Annotated in this window: 24 protein-coding genes; 9 read left to right on the top strand and 15 right to left on the bottom strand. The window is 35.7% G+C overall.

Annotation, left to right across the window (positions count from 1 at the left end; all coding sequences use genetic code 11):
- Positions 1-25: 25 nt before the first annotated feature.
- The 3 genes from DEU39_RS15005 (at position 26) to DEU39_RS14995 (ending at position 3024) form a co-directional block, all read left to right on the top strand.
- Positions 26-1216, top strand: coding sequence for an endonuclease (locus tag DEU39_RS15005; RefSeq protein WP_062673313.1), 1191 nt, complete (start codon positions 26-28; stop codon positions 1214-1216).
- A gap of 51 nt (positions 1217-1267) precedes the next feature.
- A complete protein-coding gene (locus tag DEU39_RS15000) occupies positions 1268-1687 on the top strand; it encodes a DUF6146 family protein (RefSeq protein ID WP_062673311.1) in 420 nt (139 codons plus the stop codon).
- A 569-nt stretch (positions 1688-2256) separates the two neighbouring features.
- Positions 2257-3024: a GLPGLI family protein gene (locus DEU39_RS14995; protein ID WP_120232498.1), complete on the top strand. Its 768-nt coding sequence runs from the start codon at positions 2257-2259 to the stop codon at positions 3022-3024.
- A 132-nt stretch (positions 3025-3156) separates the two neighbouring features.
- Here the strand turns inward: DEU39_RS14995 and DEU39_RS14990 are convergent, their stop codons facing one another.
- Positions 3157-3753: a superoxide dismutase gene (locus DEU39_RS14990; protein WP_120232497.1), complete on the bottom strand. Its 597-nt coding sequence runs from the start codon at positions 3751-3753 to the stop codon at positions 3157-3159.
- A 195-nt stretch (positions 3754-3948) separates the two neighbouring features.
- A complete protein-coding gene (rho, locus tag DEU39_RS14985) occupies positions 3949-5784 on the bottom strand; it encodes a transcription termination factor Rho (protein ID WP_062673305.1) in 1836 nt (611 codons plus the stop codon).
- 144 nt (positions 5785-5928) lie between these two features.
- Here rho and DEU39_RS14980 point away from each other — a divergent pair, with 144 nt between their 5' ends.
- From DEU39_RS14980 to DEU39_RS14965, 4 genes are all read left to right on the top strand, one after another.
- On the top strand, positions 5929-6318 hold the full coding sequence (locus DEU39_RS14980) for a DUF4293 family protein (RefSeq protein ID WP_062673303.1): 390 nt from the start codon (positions 5929-5931) through the stop codon (positions 6316-6318).
- A 142-nt stretch (positions 6319-6460) separates the two neighbouring features.
- On the top strand, positions 6461-7381 hold the full coding sequence (locus DEU39_RS14975) for a M28 family peptidase (RefSeq protein ID WP_120232496.1): 921 nt from the start codon (positions 6461-6463) through the stop codon (positions 7379-7381).
- A gap of 235 nt (positions 7382-7616) precedes the next feature.
- Positions 7617-9455 carry an ABC transporter ATP-binding protein gene (locus DEU39_RS14970; protein ID WP_120232495.1) on the top strand — a complete coding sequence of 613 codons (1839 nt, stop codon included), beginning with the start codon at positions 7617-7619 and terminating at the stop codon, positions 9453-9455.
- Between the two features lie 18 nt (positions 9456-9473).
- Positions 9474-9821 (top strand): DUF1801 domain-containing protein, encoded by a 348-nt coding sequence (locus DEU39_RS14965; protein WP_120232494.1) that lies wholly within the window; start codon positions 9474-9476, stop codon positions 9819-9821.
- 49 nt (positions 9822-9870) lie between these two features.
- Here the strand turns inward: DEU39_RS14965 and DEU39_RS14960 are convergent, their stop codons facing one another.
- The 9 genes from DEU39_RS14960 to rsfS form a co-directional block, all read right to left on the bottom strand.
- Positions 9871-11673, bottom strand: a complete 1803-nt coding sequence (locus DEU39_RS14960; protein ID WP_120232493.1) for a hypothetical protein — start codon at positions 11671-11673, stop codon at positions 9871-9873.
- A 292-nt stretch (positions 11674-11965) separates the two neighbouring features.
- Entirely contained in the window at positions 11966-12286 is a 321-nt protein-coding gene (locus tag DEU39_RS14955; RefSeq protein ID WP_120232492.1) for a helix-turn-helix domain-containing protein, read from the bottom strand.
- 1 nt (position 12287) lies between these two features.
- Positions 12288-12701 carry a transposase gene (locus tag DEU39_RS14950; protein WP_120232491.1) on the bottom strand — a complete coding sequence of 138 codons (414 nt, stop codon included), beginning with the start codon at positions 12699-12701 and terminating at the stop codon, positions 12288-12290.
- 97 nt (positions 12702-12798) lie between these two features.
- Positions 12799-13791, bottom strand: coding sequence for a helix-turn-helix transcriptional regulator (locus DEU39_RS14945; protein WP_120232490.1), 993 nt, complete (start codon positions 13789-13791; stop codon positions 12799-12801).
- A gap of 388 nt (positions 13792-14179) precedes the next feature.
- The gene (locus DEU39_RS14940) at positions 14180-14836 is read right to left on the bottom strand and encodes a phosphatidylserine decarboxylase family protein (RefSeq protein WP_062673286.1); all 657 of its coding nucleotides are present in this window, start codon (positions 14834-14836) and stop codon (positions 14180-14182) included.
- A gap of 4 nt (positions 14837-14840) precedes the next feature.
- Complete coding sequence (locus DEU39_RS14935) at positions 14841-15713, bottom strand: phosphatidate cytidylyltransferase (protein WP_110008380.1); 873 nt, start codon at positions 15711-15713, stop codon at positions 14841-14843.
- A gap of 24 nt (positions 15714-15737) precedes the next feature.
- Positions 15738-16319 (bottom strand): LUD domain-containing protein, encoded by a 582-nt coding sequence (locus DEU39_RS14930; protein ID WP_110008379.1) that lies wholly within the window; start codon positions 16317-16319, stop codon positions 15738-15740.
- Positions 16320-16455: 136 nt separating this feature from the next.
- Complete coding sequence (gene ftsH, locus DEU39_RS14925) at positions 16456-18477, bottom strand: ATP-dependent zinc metalloprotease FtsH (RefSeq protein WP_120232489.1); 2022 nt, start codon at positions 18475-18477, stop codon at positions 16456-16458.
- 21 nt (positions 18478-18498) lie between these two features.
- Positions 18499-18864 carry a ribosome silencing factor gene (gene rsfS, locus DEU39_RS14920; RefSeq protein ID WP_047097448.1) on the bottom strand — a complete coding sequence of 122 codons (366 nt, stop codon included), beginning with the start codon at positions 18862-18864 and terminating at the stop codon, positions 18499-18501.
- An 87-nt stretch (positions 18865-18951) separates the two neighbouring features.
- Between rsfS and DEU39_RS14915 the strand changes: the two genes are divergently transcribed.
- Positions 18952-19665, top strand: a complete 714-nt coding sequence (locus DEU39_RS14915; protein ID WP_120232488.1) for a biotin--[acetyl-CoA-carboxylase] ligase — start codon at positions 18952-18954, stop codon at positions 19663-19665.
- Here the strand turns inward: DEU39_RS14915 and DEU39_RS14910 are convergent.
- The 4 genes from DEU39_RS14910 to DEU39_RS14895 all read right to left on the bottom strand — a co-directional run bounded on the left by DEU39_RS14910 (position 19659) and on the right by DEU39_RS14895 (position 23065).
- Complete coding sequence (locus DEU39_RS14910) at positions 19659-20771, bottom strand: LptF/LptG family permease (protein WP_034691587.1); 1113 nt, start codon at positions 20769-20771, stop codon at positions 19659-19661. The two genes, DEU39_RS14915 and DEU39_RS14910, sit on opposite strands and share 7 nt — an antisense overlap.
- 6 nt (positions 20772-20777) lie before the next feature.
- Positions 20778-21908, bottom strand: a complete 1131-nt coding sequence (gene tgt, locus DEU39_RS14905) for a tRNA guanosine(34) transglycosylase Tgt (RefSeq protein ID WP_047427159.1) — start codon at positions 21906-21908, stop codon at positions 20778-20780.
- A 66-nt stretch (positions 21909-21974) separates the two neighbouring features.
- Positions 21975-22343, bottom strand: a complete 369-nt coding sequence (locus DEU39_RS14900) for a DUF4296 domain-containing protein (protein WP_228432339.1) — start codon at positions 22341-22343, stop codon at positions 21975-21977.
- 5 nt (positions 22344-22348) lie between these two features.
- Positions 22349-23065, bottom strand: coding sequence for a polyprenol monophosphomannose synthase (locus DEU39_RS14895; RefSeq protein ID WP_034691591.1), 717 nt, complete (start codon positions 23063-23065; stop codon positions 22349-22351).
- 243 nt (positions 23066-23308) lie between these two features.
- On the opposite strand from DEU39_RS14895, the gene DEU39_RS14890 reads away from it, so the two are divergent.
- Positions 23309-23977: a DUF4271 domain-containing protein gene (locus DEU39_RS14890; RefSeq protein WP_051934165.1), complete on the top strand. Its 669-nt coding sequence runs from the start codon at positions 23309-23311 to the stop codon at positions 23975-23977.
- The last annotated feature ends 9 nt before the right edge of the window (positions 23978-23986 follow it).

The following is a 23986-nucleotide window of genomic DNA, read 5'->3' as shown; positions in this document are numbered from 1 at the left end:
AATAGTATAATAAAACTCCAAAGAGATGAAGAGATTTTCGAGTCTGTTTGCCCTGTTTATTTCGATCGTGGCATTCTCCCAACAACAAGGAAAACTGAGAAAAGTAGCAACCATAGGTTTCTTAAATGTAGAAAACCTTTGGGATACTATCCGCTCAGCTGATTATATTGATGGAACCAAAGACATTAAAAACCCTGCTTTCCACAGAAGTATCCCTATGGATTCTATTCAGTTTCTGGAAGCAGAAAAATACGACGGACCCTGGAGTGACGGTGCATTAAAAGGGAAAAAAGCAGTAAGAATTCAAAGTGGTTCTGAAGAATTTACTCCTAAAAGTGCTAAGAACTATGGATCGAAAATTTATAAGGCAAAACTGGCTAACGAAGCAAAGGTGATTTCTGAAATGGGAGCACAATATACCAAAACAGCTCCGGCAGTAGTAGGCTTAATCGAGGTTGAAAACAGACAGGTCATTCAGGACCTTGTGAACGAACCTGCTTTAAAGAAATATGACTACGGAATTATTCATTACAACTCTTATGACTATAGAGGAATTGATGTGGCATTGATCTATCAGAAAAGAAGGTTCACCCCTACCAATTCATTAAAAAAAGAACTGGTAATTTACGGTGACAACGGAAAAAGAGAATACACAAGAGATATCCTTGTCGTAACAGGATTTCTGGACAATGAAAAAGTAGCATTTTTTATGAACCACTGGCCTTCAAGAAGAGGTGGTGAAGCAATTTCTTTACCTAAAAGAAATGCTGCGGCTGCCTTATTAAAACAGCAGATGGACAGCGTAAGGACTGCAGACCCTACTACCAAACTTTTTGCTATGGGTGACTTTAACGACGATCCTGTAAGCCCAAGTTTAAAAAACCATTTGAAAGCCCAGGCCAATCCAAAAGATTTAAGCGAGGAAACTCCTTATCTTAACCTGATGTATCCTTTATATAAGAAAGGAGTTGCTTCTTTGGCTTATCAGGATGCTCCCAACCTGTTTGACCAGATTATTGTTTCTAAAAACGTAATTTCAGATCAGGTAACTAAAGAATATTCTGTGTACAAAGCAGAAATTTTCGCTCCAGCTTATCTTGTCAATAAAGAAGGAAATTACAAAGGATATCCTTTCAGATCATGGAATGGAGATCAGTTTACAGGAGGCTACAGTGACCACTTTCCTGCATTTGTAGTTCTTCAGAAAGAACCATAAAAAAGTTAGGCACTCTTATTGGAGTGCTTTTTTTATATAAATACCTATATCATGAAAAGTATTATTTTATTAGTAATGATTGCATTGGTACCTTTCAGCTGTTTTTCTCAGGAAACACCAAAGAAAGATAAAGAGCAACATGAAATGAAGCCTTCTAAAAATGAAGACGGAGAATGGGACCTTACGGTTATCGATACCCAATTCGATTATTTTCTGAGCGCTGTTGCCAGACCTATCAGCCAGTACACAGAATCTTATCTGAAGACAAAAAACACATTTTTGGTCAATGAGTGGAACAGCTATTATCATTCCGGCAGATACAGAAATATTATTGAATCCGGAATCGATTATGATCCTAAGGAAAATTACGGAATCAAGTTTGAATATAAATTATACCAGGTTTTCGCCTATGTAAACTGGAAGTATAAGCTAAGATTGAATGGATTATCCGGAAGCGATGCAATAAGATAAATTTAAAACATCCTCAATAAAAAGGTTCAAAGTAATTTGAACCTTTTTTATATAAATACTGTTTAAATTCCATTGAAATACTCAATAAAAAGTCTTTCTTAATAGTATTTCGAATTTCCGTAGTAAAATACAACCTTTTAATTTAACGACGCGAAAACAACTAAAAAACAGACACTTAACATAAAAAAATAGTTCACAACAAATTGATTTTATTTTATATTTTAGTAATGAATTTAAAAAAACTCATTATGAAAAAAATTATTTTATTAGCAGCTTTCGGAGTTGCTGGATTAGTAAATGCTAAAAGCACAGTGGCATAAAATCGTTATTCCAAGGTTACAGAAATCAAAGAAGAGGAAAAGGAAAACAAAGTAAAAGCATTTGGATGTATGCAAGTTTTTATTCAAACATCTTGCGGACTTAATTCATACACAACATGGTGTAGCGAATGGGGAACCGAGTGTTTAATGAGCGATGCAGAAGCCGTTGAACAAATTAACTGTCATCAGTAATCAAAAAAATAACTCAGATAGTAAATAAACTATCTGAGTTTTATAATTATGTAAAAAATGAAAAAATTATTACTACTATTTATTATTAGCATAACAACTTTCATTCAAGCACAAGAAGTGAAATCAAGTACAGTATTTTATTATAAGTACACGTTCATGCGTGATTCCTTAGATAAAGACCGGAAATTTGAAGAGACGATGGTACTACTTTCAGATGGTAAAGAATCTATCTATAAAAGCTTCTCAAAAATGCGTAGAGATTCAATCGTACAAAGCAACTTTGACAAAGGAAATTACACTATAAACTTTGCTTCCATGCCTCAAGCAAGGGTAAATCATGAGGTATTTTACAGTATAGACAAAAAAATCAAAGTACTTGATAAAATTGTCAATAAGTTTTACGGATATCCCGCCGAAACAATACACTGGGCAATAGAAAATGAGAAAAAGAAAATAGGTGAATTTAATTGTCAGAAAGCAGTTTGTATGCTCGAAAACAGAAAGTTTACTGCTTGGTTTACTTCTGACATACCATCTCATGATGGACCATTTCGATTTAAAGGACTCCCAGGACTGATTGTTGAAGTGTATGATTTAAACCATTATTTTACATTTAGTTTGGTTGGTGTTAAGAAACAAAGTTTGAATATAACCTTACCAAAAAATTTTATTGAAACAACAAAAGCAAATTTCATTAAAGAAAGAAACGATTTTTACGCTGATCCTGCTGGAAAAGCTAAAATGTATATGGGGAATAGTGTTCAATTAGCAGACCCAAAAGTTATTAACGAAAAATTTAAAAAAGATAATCTATTCATAGATTAAAGGAAAAAGGAGACTGTCTAAAAGCACCTTTCTCTCAGACTCTTGTGTGACAAATTTTGTCATTTAAGAAATTCTCAGAGTGTTGGTCTACCTTTTGAGACAGTCTCCTTTTAATTTTATAATAGCTGAAAATTATTTATTGAATAATTCCTCTACTTTATCCCAGTTTACTACATCAAAGAATGCAGAAACATAGTCAGGTCTTCTGTTTTGGTAGTTTAAATAATAAGCGTGCTCCCAAACGTCTAATCCTAAAACCGGAGTTCCTTTAACGTCTGCTACAGGCATTAATGGGTTGTCCTGGTTGGGTGTAGAAGAAACAGATACAGAACCGTCAGCATTTTTAATTAACCAAGCCCATCCTGAACCGAATCTTGTTTTAGCAGCCTCAGAAAAATCAGTTTTGAATTTATCGAGACCTCCGTAATTTTCGATAGCAGTCTTTACATTTCCTACAGGCTCTTTGCTTCCTCCAGGAGTTAAAATTTCCCAGAATAGAGTGTGGTTGAAGTGACCTCCTCCATTATTTCTTACTGCTGGCTTGTCAGTTCCTGTCTGGCAGATTTCTTCAATAGTTTTTCCTGCTAGTTCAGTTCCTTCAATTGCTTTATTTAAATTGTCAATATATGCCTGGTGGTGTTTTGTATGGTGGATTTCCATAGTTCTTGCATCGATCGTTGGCTCTAATGCATCATATGCATATCCTAGTTTTGGTAATTCAAATGACATAATCTTTATTTTTAATGTTATACTTCAAAATTAGCCAATATTTAAGGTATTATCAAGGATTGTGGATTACTTTAATAAATCTTTAACATTGATATATTGATTTAGAATGAATTAAGTTTTAATTTTTTTATCATATTAATAAAAAGCACGAACCCCAATGATCCGTGCTTTCTATTTAACAATATTAAATTAAATTTATTTATTCATAGACATCAGGAATTCCTCATTATTCAGAGTTCCTTTGATGTTTTTATTAACAAATTCCATAGCTTCTACAGGATTCATTTCAGAAAGATATTTTCTGAAGATCCACATTCTCTGAGAAGTTACTTCATCCAGAAGCAGGTCATCTCTACGGGTACTGGAAGAAATAAGGTCAATAGCAGGATAAATTCTTCTGTTCGCAATTTTTCTGTCCAGCTGAAGTTCCATGTTACCCGTACCTTTGAATTCTTCAAAGATAACTTCATCCATTTTAGATCCTGTATCAATTAATGCCGTTGCAATGATTGTCAGAGATCCTCCTCCTTCAATTTTTCTTGCCGCTCCGAAGAATCTTTTTGGCTTGTGAAGAGCATTGGCATCTACCCCACCGGAAAGCACTTTACCAGATGCAGGCGTTACGGTGTTGTAAGCTCTTGCTAATCTTGTAATAGAATCCAGTAAGATCACTACATCATGTCCGCATTCTACCATTCTTTGTGCTTTTGCAAGAACAAGGTTGGCTACTTTCACATGTTTTTCTGCTGCTTCATCAAATGTAGAGGCAATTACTTCTGCATTTACGCTTCTTTCCATATCAGTAACCTCTTCCGGACGTTCATCAATCAAAAGAACCATCATATATACTTCCGGGTGATTGGCTGCAATAGAATTAGCAATATCTTTCAGCAACATCGTCTTACCTGTTTTAGGCTGTGCAACGATCATTGCTCTCTGACCTTTTCCAATAGGTGCAAATAAATCTACAATTCTGGTAGAAATGGTAGAATTGCTTCCTGCCAAATTGAATTTTTCTTCCGGGAAAAGCGGAGTAAGATATTCAAAAGCTACACGGTCTTTGATGAATGCAAGATCACGTCCGTTTACTTCTGTAGGTTTTAACAATGAAAAGTATTTCTCTCCTTCTTTTGGAAGTCTTACAATTCCTTTCACTGTATCTCCGGTTTTTAACCCATAATTCCTGATCTGTGCTGTAGATACATACACATCATCCGGAGAAGAGATATAGCTGAAATCTGAGGAACGTAAAAATCCGTAGTTATCCGGTAAGATTTCCAAAACACCTTCAATACTTACCAATCCATCGAAATTGAATTCTTTTTTATGCTCGTTCTGCTCCTCTGCCTTTTCAGAATGTCTGTTTTGATTCTGATTTTGGTTTTGATGCTGCTGATGCTGATGTTGTTGGTTTTGATTTTTATGTTGGTTTCCACTGTTCTGTGGATGGTTGTGTCCTTTTTGGGGTCTGTTAGCCTGTGGTTGTTGAGGATTAGTAGGCTTTTCTTCGGCCTGAACAGGCTCTTGAGGTTCTGTGTTTTTTGGAGTTTCAGTTCTTTCCTGAGATACTTCTGCATTTCCTGAATTGGTAGAAACTCTTTTTCTTTTCTTTTTTGCCTGAGCAGTTGCTGCTGATTCTTCTGTTACTGTTGCTACAGTGGTTTCAGCTTTTGGTTCTTCCGGTTTTATATCTTCAGAAGCAGCTACCTTTTCTTCTACTATTTCCTCTGTTTTAGTTTCTACCGGAGCTTTTGCTGGTGCTTTTGGCTTGGCTGCTGTTTTTTTCGGGGCAGCTTTTTTTGCCGGGGCTTTGGCAGGTTTTTCTGCTGGAGCCTCTTCAGTATTTACACTGGCGGTTTCTGTGGCGTTGAAATAATCTTTTGCAACTTTAGGGTTAGAAGCCTGAAAGTCAAGAATAGCAAAGATCTTGTCATTTTCATTGCTGGTTCTTGCAACTTTAACGCCCAAATCTTTTAAGATTTTAGTCAGTTCCGTTACGGATTTTGACCTTAACGTTTCTATGTTAAACATATTTAATGTAAAAATGTAATTAATTGTGAGTAAGAAAAGTAAGTCCGGTGACTTTTGTTTTCAAGTACATTGTATAATGCAAATCTACACTTATTTTTGAATTGTGCAAAATTTATATTATTTTTGCCAAGAATTTAATATTCAATGCTACAGAGAATACAAACAATATGGACTTTATTAGCAGTTTTAGCTGCTGTTTTCCTTTTTATAACAGGACAGGATGTTGTCATTTCAGACAGTATTCCTTTACTTAATATAAGCTGTATAGTACTTGTTATTATTGGAGCATTAAGTATTTTCAGTTTCAAAAACAGAAAAAGACAAATTTTGCTGAATACCATCAGCATCATTATAAACGCTTTGTTGATTGGTGTATTGGCGTACTGGTTACTAAACTTATCCGGAGGAATTCAGATTCCTGAGAAGGGTATTGAGCCGATTTTCCCATTGATTGCGGTAATCTGTCTGCTTATGGCAAACATTTACATCCGTAAAGATGAGAGGCTCGTAAAATCTGTAGACAGACTTCGATAGCCTTACAACGATTTTTTGAGTGAGAACAGCTTCTTTTTAGGAGCTGTTTTTTTTTGTTATCCATTCTTAAATTAATTTATGTAAATTCATTGCAACTTTTTGATTAAAAACACGACATATCATATAATTTTAACAAAAGACAATGAAAAAGCTAACGTATCTTACTTTATCCCTATTCTCAATATTTTCCTTTGCACAGGAAGTTTCCAAAGAAAGAGTAAAAACAGTTCTTTCCACTCTCGCTTCAGATGAAATGAAAGGCCGTGAAATCGGAACTCAGGAAAATGAAAATGCAGCTAATTATATCGCGAAACTTTTCAAAGAAAATAATCTGGAATACTGTACCGGAAAATCGTATCTGGTGCCTTTTGACTACAATGGAAAGACTGTATACAATGTTTGCGGAATCAAAAAAGGAAAGTCAGATCAGTATCTGGGTTTTTCAGGGCATTTTGATCATATCGGAACCAGTGATAAAAGCGGAGACAATATTTATAACGGAGCAGATGATGACGCCAGTGGAATCACTACTCTGGTAGGTATTGCTGATTATTTTAAAAATAAAAAACCGGAATTCTCTATGGTGTTCATGGCATTCAATGGAGAAGAAAAAGGAATGCTGGGTTCAAGAGCGATTTCAACAGATAAAAATCTGGATCACATTTATAATAAAATGACTGCTCTTTTCAATTTTGAAATGGTTGCTACAGAATCTCAATGGGGAAAAAATGCATTATATATGACAGGTGACGGATTCTCAGATCTTGATGAGCTTTTCAATCAGAATGCAGTAAACGGATTAAAAATCAATGCTGATCCCTATGCAAAACAGCAGCTATTCTACCGTTCAGACAACGTAAGCTTTGTCAAAAAGAAAATCATTGCCCATTCATTTTCTACTGTTGATATGACCAAAGCGTCTCATTATCACCATGAAAATGATGACATCAACGTTGTAGATTTTGATAATATGACTCAGATCATCAATAATTTGGGAAAAACACTTGACAAACTGAGTCCTAAAAATTTTGCTCCGAAGTACAATGATCAGGTGAAATTTTAAGTAAAATCATTATAAAAAACTGCTCTTTCAGCAGTTTTTTTTATTATACAGCAAGACCTTACGATCTCCTGTTCTTAAGCCAAGTTCAGGCTTATTTACGCAAAAAAATAATGCTTAATAGTGCTGAGTTGTAACAAAAAGACACTTTTTGAAACTTATCCAGTAAAGTAAAACAGGATTAAGAACGTCTTATCTTTTAATTTTACGTAATTTTGCTATCCAATTTTTTCATTGAATGAACCAATATATTAAAATACTAAAGTTCGCAAGACCCCACCAAAAATACATCTACGGAAGTTTGTTTTTCAATCTTATGTATTCTGTATTTCAGATTGCTTCCTTAGGGACTATTCTACCTGTTTTGGGAATGCTTTTCGGAACCATTGAGGCTAAAAAATACAGCCATCCACCTGTGTATTCGGGAGAAATTTTAGATTTTTTCTCCTACGCAAAAGAATATGCCAATTACTATGTTCAGAGTTTAGTAACCCAGTATGGAGCACTTAACGTTTTGGCGTGGCTTTGTGTGGTAACAGCGTTTATGTTTTTACTGAGAAACCTTTTCAGATATTTAGGTTCATTTTTATTGATCAATTACCGTGTAGGGGTTACTAAAGACCTTCGTGGAGCAATGTACAGAAAGATTCTTGCTTTACCTGTTTCCTTTTTTACAGAAAGCAGAAAGGGAGATCTGATGTCTCGTATGTCCAATGATGTGGGTGAAGTTGAAGGGAATATTTTAGGAAGTTTAGTTGAATTAATCAATGCACCTTTCATGCTGATCAGTACACTGGTAACGCTTTTCTTTTTAAGTACAGAGATGACGCTTTTTTCTCTTTTAGTATTGCCTGTCATGGGAACCATGATTGCTTTAATAGGAAAAAGTCTGAAAAAAGATTCTCATCAGGCTCAAAATGAGATGGGGAATATTTTCTCAATCGTAGATGAAACACTAAAATCTACAAAGGTAATTAAGATTTTCAGCGCAGAAAAAATAATGGACAACCGTTTTATGCAGTCTATGCAGAAATGGATCAACAGCTCCATAAATTTAGGAAGAAAAAAAGAACTGGCCTCTCCTATGAGCGAATTTTTAGGATCGGTGACGTTCTTGATTATCGCCTGGTACGGTGGAAAGCAAATCATTGTAGAACAAAGTATTTCACCTGCAGATTTTTTGGTTTTCCTGGGTATTTTCTTCCAGATTTTACCTCCTGTGAAAAGTTTATCTCAATCTATTTCGAATGTTCAGAAGGGTGAAGCTTCTCTTGAAAGAGTTTTAGCTATTCTTGATGCTGATGTGAAAATTGACGAAGTACCCAATCCTGTTTCTATCTCAACATTAAAGCATTCTATCGAATTTAATAATATTGGTTTTTATTACGATAAAGATCATACGATTCTTAAAAACTTCTCCCTTTCTATTCCAAAAGGAAAAACTGTTGCTCTTGTTGGGCAAAGTGGAAGTGGTAAAACAACTATTGCTAATCTTTTAGCAAGATTTTATGATGTTTCGGAAGGAGAAATTCTGATTGACGGAACAGATATCAAACATTTAAAGCTACAAGAATACCGTAAGCTATTGGGAATGGTAACCCAGGAATCTGTATTATTCAATGATTCGGTTTACAATAATATTCTGATGGGTAAACCTGATGCCACCAGAGAAGAAGTGATTGCAGCCGCTAAAATTGCCAATGCTGATGCATTTATCAACACACTTCCTGAAGGATATGATTCCAATATCGGGGATGACGGAGGTAAACTTTCCGGTGGTCAGAAACAAAGGGTTTCTATTGCCAGAGCAGTATTGAAAAACCCACCTATCATGATTCTGGATGAAGCTACCTCTGCACTGGATACGGAATCTGAAAGATTCGTACAGGATGCTCTGGAGAAAATGATGGAAAACAGAACTTCTTTAGTCATTGCCCACCGTCTTTCCACCATTCAGAAAGCAGATTGGATTGTAGTGATGGAAAAAGGTGATATCGTGGAACAAGGAACCCACCACGACCTGATTGCAAAAAGAGGAATGTATCACAAACTTGTTGAACTTCAAAACTTCGACTAATCTTTTAATTGAATTAAAATGAACCCTATACAAGAGTATTTCTACAGAATCGAAGAGCCTGAAAGAAGTACTCTTTTATTTTTACGTGACACGATCTTAGCTTCAGATCCGGAAAACATTACAGAAACATTTAGTTTCGGTCTTCCGTTTATCAAATACAAAAAGAAAATGCTGTGCTATTTCTACTACAGCAAAAAATACAAAAAGCACTACCTGAGCTTTTATCATGGTGATAGACTTGATTATCCAGAACTGATCCAGGACGGCAGAAAGAAGTTTAAAATCCTTCTTATTGATACGGAAGACGATATTCCCGTAGAATTCATATTAAAACTTGTACAGGAAGTTAAAAGACATATAAAATAAAAACTCCGGCACGAATAATCGTGCCGGAGTCATCTTTAAAAACCTTTTATCATTGTGTGTTTATTCCGTTAAATTCCGCCTGCTTTATTGCCCAGGCAATCATATTGGCAAAAAGGATTGAATTCTGAACCTGCATTCCTCCAGTTGTATATCCGTTTCCAGCATAGCCATAAGAAGACTTCTGAACTGGGAAATATCCTCCTGTACTTGGTGCTACAAAAGGTTCTATTGTATTACTCGGATATTGATTTCCATTGGCATTTTCATTACTTAGAAAGCCGCCATCCCCAAACCATACAAAGTTTAAACTTGTATTTCTTAATCCTGAAATTCCTGTTCTGGCAGTTGTGCTGTTGATAGGCTGCGCATAACTGTATGGAACAAATCCACTTGTCAGGCCTGAAATATTTACTGTGGTAGAAGCATCTTCACCCCAGTTTTTCCCTCTTACATCTCCAAAAGGCCCGTTAAGGATAGGATCATCATTATTGGTAAGAGCATACACAGATCCAGCACCGCCTCCATAAGATGCTGAAATGGTAGGATCAGAGAATATTCCTCTGAATAGATTCTGTGCTGTGCCCGTATCATCCGTCATCGCAATGACAACTCCTCTTTTATTAAGATAAGAAGCAATATAACCTGCATCTGTAGCATTAGGTGTGTAGTTGTAGCCAATGACAACAATATCCGGCTTATTGTTAAGCGCTGTCTGAAGGGCAGTTGATGAAGGGGAATTTCCCAAAGAAGTATGGGTAAAACCTTCATATTTAACAATACTGGAAGCAGCAGTACCAAAATTTGTAGGAGAATCCATCAGACTTCTTGAGGGACCGGTATAGGCGCTATAACCGTACGCTGTTTCTAATCCGATATGGAGAACCGTTTTTTTAGGAATTACAACCACTACATTTACAGAACATGTTGTAGATACTCCCCCCTGACTGTCAGAAGTAATTGTAATTGTTTTCACCGATGTGGAGGTTGGCGTTCCTGTTCCTCCTAACGTAATATTCTGATTTCCTGTAGACGTAAATGTACCTGAACCACTGAAGGAAATTCCGTCAACGGTATTGGTAGTAATCGTGTAACTTCCCAACGCTGAAACATTCACAGGTAAGGTAATTGTATTCGAAGCTGTTAGGGCTGTCCCCACTTTGTATACTCCATTTACTGTTGCAGTACCACAGCTCATGGTATATGTACCTGCAGGACTTAGCACCGTAATAGAAATAGCTGGAGTACAAGTTACTTCAGTTCCGTTGGCTTCAAGAACTACATTATCCGTCTGAATATTCTGGGGAGTTCCCTGTCCCGGAATCTGTATGGTTTGTGTTCCGGCATTTAAAAATACACCTGTTCCATAAAAATTGTATCCGTTTGTGGTAGTTCCTGAAATGGTATAATTACCCGGTTTAGTTACATTCACGGCAATGCTTAGATAATTTGAGTTGGTAAGCTCTTTTCCTTTTACATAGCTACCCATGGCTTTGGACGTGGAGCAATCTATGGTAAAAACAGCTTTTCCCATCTGTCCGCAGACACTTTTCCATTCGTTATCCGCACGGCTCCAGTAATTGAAACAGTCTTCTGTGGTGTTGTAAATCGTCAGACCATCATCATTGGATTGATTGATTACAATTGCATTTCGCTGTGCTTCAGTTAAACGAGGAATAAGGACTCCTTTGTTATTATTTCCTGAAACAACATCCAAAACGGAATTAGCGTTCGGGGTTGTAGTATTAATCCCTACTGCACCATTATTGGTTTGAGAAAAAGATTTTCCAAAAACAAAGAGCATTGCGATGAACAAGGCTTTGATTGAAGGCATTGTAAATTTTGTTTCCATCATTGTAATAAGTTATAGTTGTTTGATAATTAAAATTTTAACCTGAACATTTAACTTCCACAAAATTATCAAGCACAGACGATTACAAATTAATTCCCGCTACGCAATACTACTCACGCGTAGTAAAACTCACAAATGCCAATAACTTATCATCACATTCAATACAAATAAAAAAGTTGAGTTATAAAAAACTCAACCATAAATTTAAAAACAAATTCAAAACAGCATAAAATCAATTCTTTCTAATGTAATAGAAAAAAATAAAACAATTAGATTAAACAGAATACAATACTTTTTATAATTTAAAAATGGTTTTCCATCTGGCAATTGTATTTCGGCTTATCTTAAAATGATGACTCACCTGAAGATTAGTCAGTCCATTTCTTTTTTGGTAAGTGAGAATCCTAAGAATAGATTCCTGATCATAAGACCGAAGCTTCTGATTATTAAGGCTAACTGTATATTCAGCCTCGCCAAAAATCAGCTGGTTAAATTTCAGAATATCAAAAGCTGATTGCAATGTTTCCAGCTTAAGTTTTATAGCCGCATCCAGTAATTTCTCTGGAAATTTTTCTTCAAGAATGTCGGTATAAATCTGCTTATAATCTGGTATCATATTATATCTTTTTCATCCATTTAAATAAAGTGGTTCTGGGTATTTTATACCTTTCAACCACATCATTGGCCGTCATTTTTCCTGTATTTATTCTTTCCAGCACAAAATCCTTCACTTCCTGTGTATAGATACTCTTTCTGAAAACCATGGTTTCTCCTTTATGCCGGAATGTATTATCAACTCTTGAACCTGGCGAGTATAAAATCAGATGTCCTGTATAGAACCTAAAAAAATCGAATTTTAAAAGCTTACACCATTTCAGAAGAACATCGGTATCCATACTTTTGGCATGATACATCCTCTCTACTTCGTCTTCCGGCCTGTTTAAAAACCTGGAAATTCTTTCTATTGGAATCTGACACTCTTCCACTTTTGTCTGGATAAGGTTTCCAATATGAATGTTCTTAATATTCATCACAATGCTTTTAAGTAAAAATATTGATAAGAAAATCAAAAAACACCATCGGAAGCTACTCAACACTACGTACGAGTAATAAAAATCAGAATTTTGTTTAAATTTTTATAAGAAAGCTATTGATATTAATCTCCGAGGAAATATTTAATTTTTTCCGGATTCTGTACTTTTTACTTTCCACAGCCCGAATACTGTTTTTGGTACACTGTGCAATTTTCTTTGTATCAAAATCCAGCTTCATCAATGCACAGAAATAGAGTTCAGAATGGATGAGATTAGGATTTATTCTTAAAATTTCAGGAATAAAATGAGGGAAAAACACCTGAAATTTTTCAAAGAACATTGGTGAATTATTTTCTGCCAGGCTTAAAATCTCCTGGATATTTTCTTCTGAAAGATGATTGATGAGCATCTGATGCTTCATCAGTTCTGTATTCGTTTTTACAAGATCCTTAATGGTAGAGTCTTTTTCTTTTTTATCGGAAATCAGTCCATGAATCAATGCGTCTTTCTGAGTGATAAAAACAATATCCATGAAAAAATAGGCGATAGAAAACAAGATATTTAACAATTTTAAGGTTTTAAAATCATCTTTTTCTAAAAATCTACTTCTGGGAAGAAAATTAAAATCATAGTAAAGGCATGCAATAAAGTTAATGCTGATAATGAGAGTAATAAAAATGATACAAAACGGATCCTTCTTATAATTGAGAAAAAATGGAACTGCAAATAAGAGGCAAAAATAGAAATATTCTACACCGCCACTCTTATAGGTATAAATATAAAAAAAACTTACTATAAAAGTCAGTAAAACAAAAACAAGGATAATAAAAGGCTTCAAAATCTTTTTAAATCTTCTTGTTTTACCTTTTATAGCCATCAGAAGCAGCCAGAAAAAAGTAATAGAAGTAAGGAATATTGAAATCAGCATGTCTCCAAAAAAAGCAATGATAAAAACAGAATAAAACAAGAATATGAAAAACAATGAAAACAGATACCTGTTAATAATATTCAGATAATTACGGTCAGCATTAGCTTCCATTTTGTCTGACTCGCCATTAAGCATTTTAAATAAAAAATTATAAATCATCTTATTGTTGTTTTATAAAGAACAAATAGGGATTCGAACAAAGCTAGAAAAAAAATCCTCTATATTCTTAATCAAATAAAATACAAAGTGTCTTTTAATAATTTCATGTTAAAAAAATTAAGTGATTTTCTTTATACAATTTACTAAAATTCAAATATTGAAATATTGAAACTAAGAAAAATCATATGACAAAAACATTAACAGTTATCAACTTACCTAATTAATGTGTCTTATTTTTAAGCCGGCAAAATTATTGTTCTCTATAAAAGAAAACCTATATATCAATACGCAATACTACTCTTGAGTAGCTAAACTCACCTATCAGTAGTACCCATCAAATGAAAAAGAGGACCCAATGGCCCTCTTATATATTTATATTGTAATAATTTTAATTTTCTTTCAGTTTGGCGATAACATCCTCACCTCCTTTTGTAATATCTCCGATCTTACAGATAATCTCTGTGTCTAAAGGCAGGAATACATCCATTCTGGAACCGAATTTAATAAATCCGAATTCATGCCCGGCCTTTGCTTTATCCCCTTCATTACAATAGAAAACGATTCTTCTCGCAACATATCCGGCAATCTGTCTGAAGACTACTTTATGATTAGTCATCGTCTGAATAGCTACCGTAGTTCTTTCGTTTTCTGTAGAAGACTTTTCATGCCATGCTACCAGATATTTTCCCGGGTGATATTTTTTGTAAATCACTTCTCCTGACACCGGGTATCTGCAGATATGAACATTGAGTGGAGACATAAAAATAGAAACCTGGATGGCTTTTCCTTTTATAAATTCATCCTCTTCCACTTCTTTGATCATTACCACTTTTCCGTCAACCGGAGCAATAACATTTTCTTTGTGATCAAGAATATTACGATCCGGAACTCTGAAGAACCAGAAAACTAAACCGTAAATAACCAACAAAGGCATAATGATCACCAGTGACCATATTTCAAGGAAATAAATTGCTAAAGCACCCAGAATAATAAAAAGCAGGGTTGCAACGGTAATCGTTCCTTTTGATTCTCTATGTAATTTCATGAGACTAAATAAATTTTTCTAAAATAAAGTACAAATATACGACAGGAACGCAGATAATAAAACTATCCAGCCTGTCTAAAACTCCTCCATGTCCCGGAATGATGTTTCCACTATCCTTTACACCGAAGTTTCTCTTCAATTGACTTTCTACCAGGTCTCCTAATGGCGCAAAGGCTGCCACCAGAAATCCTACGATCATCCAGTTTCCTCTCAGCTCGGGCTGATAGTGTTCAATAAAATAAGACAACACCAATGTTAAAACAACACCTCCGGCATAACCTTCCCATGTTTTTTTAGGCGAAATCTTAGGAGCCATTTTATGTTTTCCAAAGAATTTTCCTACCAGATAGGCAAAAGTATCACTACTCCAGATAAGGATAAACAGGAAAAGAACTTCCAGAGAGAAGTTTTCATTATAACTGGAGAATTTGGGCAGTCCTAATGCAAAACTGAACGGGAGAGCCACATAAATAACGGTAAAAATAAGTTTTCCGCTGTCAAAGTATAATTCGTTAGGATATTTGAATAAGGTTACTACAGCTATTCCAATCAAGGCGAGTGCTAATATTTCACTAAGTCTGAAATCAAAAAAGAAATCGTGATTAAAATACCTTTTGGAAAACATGTAGAAAATAAAAATGACCAATGGATATACGACCCATTTTTCATAGCCGTTTCCAAACTTCATAATTTTAACACATTCCCAGGTTCCTACAATCAGCAGAAGACTCATTAAACCGTGATACAGATACTGCTGTTTGGCAAGACCAGGTGCAATACTGTTCAGCAGCTGCGCTCCCAACGGAGTAGAACAAAGAATAATGATGGCTACATAAACGATACCTGATACGGTTCTTTGAATGAGATTTTTGTCCAAAATTTAAAATTTAGAAGTGGTTGCTTAATCTTCAAGCAGCAATAAAAACAGTTTTGTATTGGAATTGGAAGAACTATCCATTTTCGATTGGCTTCCGCTGATGGAAGTAAGGTTCTTGATATTTCCGTTTCTTTTTATTTTACCCATGGCATCATTCAGGTTGTTTACAATCTGAGAAACATTGGCAATGATGATAATTTTATCAGGAAGCCTTGAAGAATGATAATGCAGGATATTATTATGCGAAAGCATGATTCTGCCGTCATAGGCAATGAGATATTCACAGGTGATGAATGCGGCGTCATTAGATGGCTGTAATTCTGACGTATATGAAGACTTCACAACGTTCAAAAAGTTCTGAAGTTCTTTATCCCAGCAGAAAAGGTTGTGAACACCTTCTATTTTAATAATTTGATTTAAAGTTTGTAGAGCTTCCGCTTCATCTGCACAATAATTAAAAAATCCTCCCGAATGCGTAAATAATTGCGCAAACTTATAGTCAAGATCCGCATTTTTCAGCGAATCCCCAAGTTTCTCCAGGCTCTGTTTGTCCTCTTCTTCAGGCTGGTTGGTAAGTTTGCTTACAATCCTCTTGAATAAATTCAACTTAATCTATTTTTAGTCAACTTTATACAAAAATAGAAAATAAATTACAATAGTGTCCAAAATATCTCCTTAAATATGAAAAAACCTGACAATTTTGCGATTATCAGGTTTTTATTAATTCTATTTTTTAAGAATCTTAAAGCTGTGTCGGGCTTTCGGGAGCCTGTATTTCGCTTTCTTCTTCTTTCTCTTTGATCTGAGGTGTTTCCTCTACAATGGGCTGATCTTTTTCAGGAATAGTATTGGTTACAGGTTTCTCTGTCAATTCAGGATCCCATGCTCTTTTTCCGAAAATCTCTTCAAGGTCTTCACGGAAGATCACTTCTTTTTCAAGCAATTTACTTGCTAAAGCGTCAAGCTTATCTTTATTCTCGTCAAGAATTCTTACCGCTCTCTCATATTGATTTTCGATGATTGATTTGATCTCTGCATCAATTTTTGTAGCGGTTTCTTCAGAATAAGGCTTTCCGAAATTGTATTCAGACTGGCCTGAGCTGTCATAGTAAGAAATATTACCGATATTCGGGCTTAATCCGTAGATTGTAACCATTGCCTGAGCTCTCTTTGTTACGGTTTCCAGATCAGAAAGTGCTCCTGTAGAAATATTATTGAAGATCACCTGCTCTGCTGCTCTACCTCCCAATGTTGCACACATTTCGTCCAGCATCTGTTCAGTAGTGGTAAGCTGTCTTTCTTCAGGAAGGTACCATGCTGCTCCCAGTGAACGTCCTCTAGGAACGATCGTCACTTTTAAAAGTGGAGATGCGTGTTCTACCAACCATGAGATCGTAGCGTGTCCTGCTTCATGGTAAGCAACTCTTCTTTTTTCAGAAGGTTTGATTGCCTTATTTTTCTTTTCAAGACCGCCGATGATTCTGTCTACAGCATCAAGGAAATCCTGTTTTGTTACTGAAGTATGATTATTTCTTGCTGCGATAAGTGCTGCTTCGTTACAAACGTTGGCAATATCTGCCCCACTGAAACCAGGGGTTTGTTTGGCAAGAAACTCTCTGTCTACATTATCATCAAGTTTGATCTTTTTCAGGTGAACATCAAAGATCTGTCTTCTTTCGTGAAGTTCCGGAAGGTCTACATAGATAGAACGGTCAAAACGTCCTGCTCTCATCAAAGCTTTATCAAGGATATCCGCTCTGTTGGTTGCTGCCATTACGATAACGTTGGTATCTGTTCCGAAACCATCCATTTCAGTAAGAAGCTGGTTCAAGGTATTTTCTCTTTCGTCGTTTCCGCCGGAGAAATTATTTTTCCCTCTGGCACGTCCGATAGCATCAATCTCATCAATGAAGATAATGGCCGGAGATTTTGCTTTAGCCTGAGCAAAAAGGTCTCTTACTCTGGAAGCTCCTACTCCCACAAACATTTCAACGAAATCGGAACCTGAAAGTGAGAAAAACGGAACTTTAGCTTCCCCTGCAACCGCTTTTGCCAATAAGGTTTTACCGGTTCCCGGAGGTCCTACCAAAAGGACACCTTTAGGAATTTTACCGCCCAGTTTTGTATATTTTTCAGAGTTTTTCAAGAAATCCACAACTTCCTGAACTTCTTCTTTTGCTCCTTCCAATCCTGCAACATCTTTAAATGTCACCTGAATTCTTTCTTTTTCGTCGAAAAGTTTCGCTTTGGATTTTCCGATAGAGAAAATTTGTCCGCCAGGACCTCCGCCTCCACCCATCTTTCTGAAAAGAAGGAAGTAGAATAATCCTAAAATTGAAATCCAAACCAGCGCAGGGATTAAGATATCCATTAATGCGCTCTTCCCTGTACCGTAATCTTTGGTTGTTTTAATAACCGGATTGCTGGCTTTGACCTGTTCAAATTTCTGAAGGAAAAGTTGAAGATCTCCGTATTTTACAGAAAAATCTGCTTTTGGAGCCATTTCGAAGGCAGAAAGAGGGTTGTTTTCTTTTCCGGCTTTGGAAACCATTGCCGATTTTGCTTCTTTTGTTAGGAAAACATCAGCTTTCTCTATGTCTTTGTATATAATTATATTCTGGACTTTGCCCGCCTGCATTTCTCTAAAGAAACCATCTTCATCAATAGATTTTGCTGCATCACCTCCAAGGAAATTGGAGCCAAAGAATAGCAAAAGAGCTACGATTGCAATAGGAAAGAACCAGTTGAATCCTTTATTATTCATTTAGACTTTTTAAAATTTTTATTATTCATTTTCAATTCTGGTAATGACTGCGTCACCCCAAAGTTCTTCTATGTCGTAGTACTCACGTACCTGTTTCTGGAATATATGAACCACCACTGAAACGTAATCCACCAATACCCACATCGCATTTTCAGTACCTTCTACGTGCCAAGGTCTGTCCTGAAGTTCGTTTCTTACTTTCTTCTCTACACTTCCCGCTAATGCAGCTACCTGTGTATTTGAGTTTCCACTACATATCACGAACGTTTCTGCTACGGAGTTTTCGATGTTTGAAAGATCGAAGATCATAATGTCTTCTCCTTTTACATCCTGGATAGCTTCAACGATTTTATCTATTAACGCTTGTTTTTCTGCTGTTTTATTCATTAAAAAAATACTATAATCTGCAAATTTATTGTTTTTTCTTTACTTTAACCTTACTTTTACCCTCTTAATCTCTTAAAGTTTTCTTAAATGAGCCAACTCTTTTACCTGAAAGAATGTTCTTCTACTAATGACGAAATATCAAAGTTTTTACTTTACGGAGATTCAAATTTTATAGGGCTTCATACTTTTAATCAAACTAAAGGCCGTGGTCAGTATGGAAATATCTGGACTCAGACCGCCGGAAAAAATCTGGCTTATACGCTGGCAGTGAATACTCAGAACATCCTGTGCTCCGACTTTATGTTCAATTATTATACCGCAATGGTGATCCGGGATTTCCTTGCCAAATTGTCTGACTCTGAGGTAAAAATCAAATGGCCGAATGATATTATCCTTAAAGGTAAAAAAATCGTTGGAATTTTAATAGAAAAGAAAAAAATTAATCAAAATAATTATTTCATCATAGGAGCCGGAATCAACATTCTGCAGGAAAATTTTGATGAAATATCCAATGCAGGGTCACTTCTGACGCAGACGGGGATGCAATTTGACCTGGAAGAACTTGCCTTAAACCTTCATGAATATTTGTGTGAAAAGCTTAAAAACATACCTTCAGATCAGGAAATTCTGGATGGATTTAATAAAAATCTTTTCAGAAAGGATCAGATCTCAGTTTTTGAAATTGAAAAAGAGCGACAAAATGGCATCATCCGACATGCAGACGAAAAAGGTGAACTCTGGATCGAACTGGAAGACGGAATGCATTCCTTTTATCACAAAGAAGTAAAATTACTTTACTGATTAGCTCTCTTGATATATAAATAAAGGGTAAGCGGCAAAAACACCATATTAGGCAGCCACATGGCTACAGCCGGAGACAAACTTTTATTTTCCGAAACCACTTTTAAGGCTTCGAATGAAAACACGAAAATGAAGGCCAATGAAATCCCGATGGCTAGATTGACTCCTAATCCTCCTCTTTTCTTCTGTGATGACAGGGAAAGCGCCAGAAATGTCAGAATAATGATTGAAACAGGCATGGAAGTTCTCTGGTGAAGTTCATTTAGATAAGAGTTCAGGTTACTGTTTCCTCTTTCTTTTTCCCTTTCAATAAATTTCAAAAGTTCCGGTGTGGTTTTATTTTGTCCCAAAAGCTCATTCGGGAAAAGTTCTTCAGGAGAATGCCCGTAATTTTTCCTTAATTCTATTCCGTTACCGAGTTTTTCGGTATTGTCTTTATTGATTGTTTTTTCCAGATAGTTATTTAGAACAAACTGTTTTTTAGCTTTATCCCAGTATACTTCGCTTGCCTTCAGCTCATAGGTCATTTTTCTGTCTTTATCATATTTCTGATAGACAAAACTCGACCCTCTTTTTTCTCTTTTATTCCAGGAATCAACGAAAATATATTCCGTCTTACTCAGCTGTGAAGAAGCAGGAGCGGTTCCTAAAATCTTTTCTTTATTAGCTGCATTATAAGTATAGGCTTCCAGCTCATTTTTCTTGATATTGGCCCATGGCAGCACCATATGGTACACTACAAGGGCGATCAATCCAATAAAAATGGAAGTAACCAGATAGGGCTTGGAAAACCTGTGAAAACTGGCTCCACTACTGATAATAGCAACAATTTCAGTATTATTTGCCATTCTGGAGGTAAAATAGATCACCGAAATAAATACCAGAATGGAAAGGAAAGTCACCACAAGATTGATGATCCAGAAAGGATAAAAATGGATAAGAAAATAGGTCAGATCCAGTTTCGGATCAATGGCCTTGGCATTTTCTATCCTTGGAATCTTTTGCTGAACATCGATTACCAATACGACTATAGACAATAATACCAACATGAAACTGAAAGTTCCAAGGTATTTTTTAATGATATATCTGTCTACAATTTTAAGCATATTCTCTTACAGTCTTTGTCTAAGAACCGGTACTACAGAGTTTTTCCATTCATAGAAATCACCTGCCATAATATGTTCTCTGGCTACTTTTACTAAATCAAGGTAGAATGCCAGATTATGAATCGAAGCAATCTGTTTTGCCAGATATTCTTTAGATACAAACAAGTGACGAAGATACGCTTTTGAATATTCACGATCTACAAAACTGGTCCCAAATTCATCCAAAGGCGAAAAATCGCGCTTCCATTTTTCATTTTTAAGGTTCATAACCCCTTGCCATGTAAAAAGCATTGCATTCCTTGCATTTCTTGTTGGCATTACACAATCCATCATGTCAATTCCCAGCCCGATTGATTCAAGGATATTCCAAGGAGTTCCTACTCCCATCAGGTATCTAGGTTTTTCTTTTGGAAGGATGTCTGTCACTTCATCAGTGATCCTGTACATTTCTTCCTCAGGCTCTCCTACCGAAAGTCCTCCGATAGCATTTCCTTCTGCTCCTGCTTCAGAAATTACTTCTGCAGAAATTTTTCGAAGGTCAGAATAAGTAGATCCCTGAACAATCGGGAAAAGTCTTTGTTTATGTCCGTATAATTCAGGATTATCGTTAGTCCAGTCAATACATCTTTTCAGCCAACGGTGGGTAAGCTCCATAGATGATTTCGCCTGGTTGTAATCACAAGGGTAAGGTGTACATTCATCAAAAGCCATGAAAATGTCAGCTCCGATCTGTCTTTGAATCTCCATTGATCTTTCCGGAGAGAACATATGATAACTTCCGTCGATGTGAGATTTGAATCTCGCACCTTCTTCCGTCATTTTTCTGTTACTTGCCAGTGAAAATACCTGAAAACCTCCTGAATCGGTAAGAATAGGAAGATCCCAGTTCATGAATTTGTGTAAACCACCTGCATCCTGCATCGTTTCCATGCCCGGACGAAGGTATAGGTGATAAGTATTTCCCAGAATAATCTGAGCTTTAATGTCTTCTTTTAATTCTCTCTGATGAACTGTCTTTACACTTGCTACAGTTCCCACAGGCATAAAAATAGGAGTTTGAATCTTCCCGTGATCTGTGGTAATTTCCCCTGCTCTTGCTTTTCCTTCAGAGGTTTTTTCTATATTAAAAAATTTCATCTCTATACTTTTTTAAATGCACTGTTTTGACCAGTGATTTTGTGTGACAGAAACTTCCAGACTTATTTACCTTACTACAGGCATTACAGGGCCATTCTGTTTCAGTCTTTCCTTTACATATTTATCTGCTTTGGGATCTTTTTTCAGCAATATTTCCTGCGCATCACTGGTAATCCCATCCATTTCTTCTTTAATCACATAGTATTTGAAACTATCTACAAAATCATCAGGCTTTACCTTATGTGATTTCAAAACAGCTCTGGTTCCTGCTTCCATATTTTTGTCAGGATATACAAAAATAGCCTGATCGTTGATGGCAAGATCGGCAATGATTTCAGCCATCAAACCTTTATCGACCAGATTTTTGGGCTTATCAATATAATCGCTGCACGAAAACAAGCCCAACAAAACGAAAATAAAGATTAACTTTTTCATCAGTTTCATAATCTGTTGATGATTGATTTCCATTTTAAATTCAATACCCCGAAAACTGCTTCATGGATAATTCCACCATTCATTTTGCTTTCTCCTAAAATTCTGTTGGTAAATATAATAGGAACTTCTACAATTCTGAAACCTTTTTTAAATGCTCTGAATTTCATTTCAATCTGAAATCCATATCCCTTCAGTTTCACATTATCCAATCCTATTTCTTCCAATACTTTTCTTGAAAAGCAGACAAATCCCGCTGTCGTATCATGAATTGGAAGGCCTAATACAAACCTTACATATTTGGATGCAAAATAAGAAAGCAGCACTCTTCCCATAGGCCAGTTCACTACATTCACTCCTTTTGAGTAACGGGAACCGATCGCCATATCTGCATTTTTACATGCTTCAAAAAGCTTCGGCAGATCATTAGGATTGTGGGAAAAATCGGCATCCATCTCAAAAATATAATCGTATTTATTTTCGATGGCCCATTTAAACCCGTGGATATATGCCTTTCCCAATCCGTCTTTTACATGCCTTATGGACAGGTGCAGATAATGCGGATGTTTCTTCTGCAGTTCTTTTACAATTTCTGCAGTTCCGTCAGGAGAAGAATCATCTACTACTAAGATATGAAAGTCATCCTCCAATGCAAAAACTGCGGAAATAATATTTTCAATATTTTCCTTTTCGTTATAGGTCGGGATGATGACGAGTTTTTTCATTTCAGTTTGCAAAGATAGTTTATTTAACCTTTTTATTTTATACAAAATAATCTATAATTTTGCAAAAATATTTCTCGGGGATTAAGCGGATGATACAGAAACTTTTATTCAACAGATCTGAACAATACGTAAAATCGATGAGAGCAAATATTTTAACTGCAGGTTCATGGACCTGGTGACAGGAAAACCTGTGCCGGACTGTGTCATCCTGAAGTTAAATAATAAATAAAAAAAACTTAAATTTTGCCATCATCACAACACTTCATCAATCATGTAAGAATACCTGAAAATAATGATTGGGTAATCTTTATCCTTGTGGGCTGTATATTTTTATATGTCTTTATGATGAACGTCATAGAAAGGGATGCCAGTCTCAAAGATTTTCTACTTCAGAAATATTTTGATGCAAGCAACAACCTTCCCAGCTGGATTATCACGTCCTGTGTAACGACACTTACCCTGTCTGTATTAATTTCACAGTACGTTCCTATAGTACCGAAATATATTGCAGATCTTCAGCTTCTGGGATATCAGCTTAATAAATTTGGATATACATTGCTGGCGGTGCTGCTTTTTTATTTAACAAAATCAACATTAGGATTTCTATTTTACCAAAGTATAGGGGACGGAAAAAAATGGACTATTTTTTATTTTACCTCCACAAAATTTTATTTCATTCTTTCATTTTTGCTAATAATTCTTTGTGTAGCCCATTATTACTTCCCGATAGACAGAAATAAAATGTTTTTATATTATTTCTGCTTCTTCGCTTTTGTATTCATTTTCAAAGTATTTTTCTATTTATTTCACAAGAACAAGATTCTTCCCGAGAAATGGTATTATAAATTTTTGTATATTTGCACCCTCCAAATCGCACCATTATTATTGCTTTGGAAGTTGTTATTTTTTTAATAAAAGTCA

It is taken from the genome of Chryseobacterium sp. AG363 (genome assembly GCF_003610675.1).
GTDB classification, from domain to species: Bacteria; Bacteroidota; Bacteroidia; order Flavobacteriales; family Weeksellaceae; genus Chryseobacterium; species Chryseobacterium cucumeris.
Note: the sequence above shows the minus strand (reverse complement) of the source record. Positions and strands in the feature narration are given on the sequence as shown.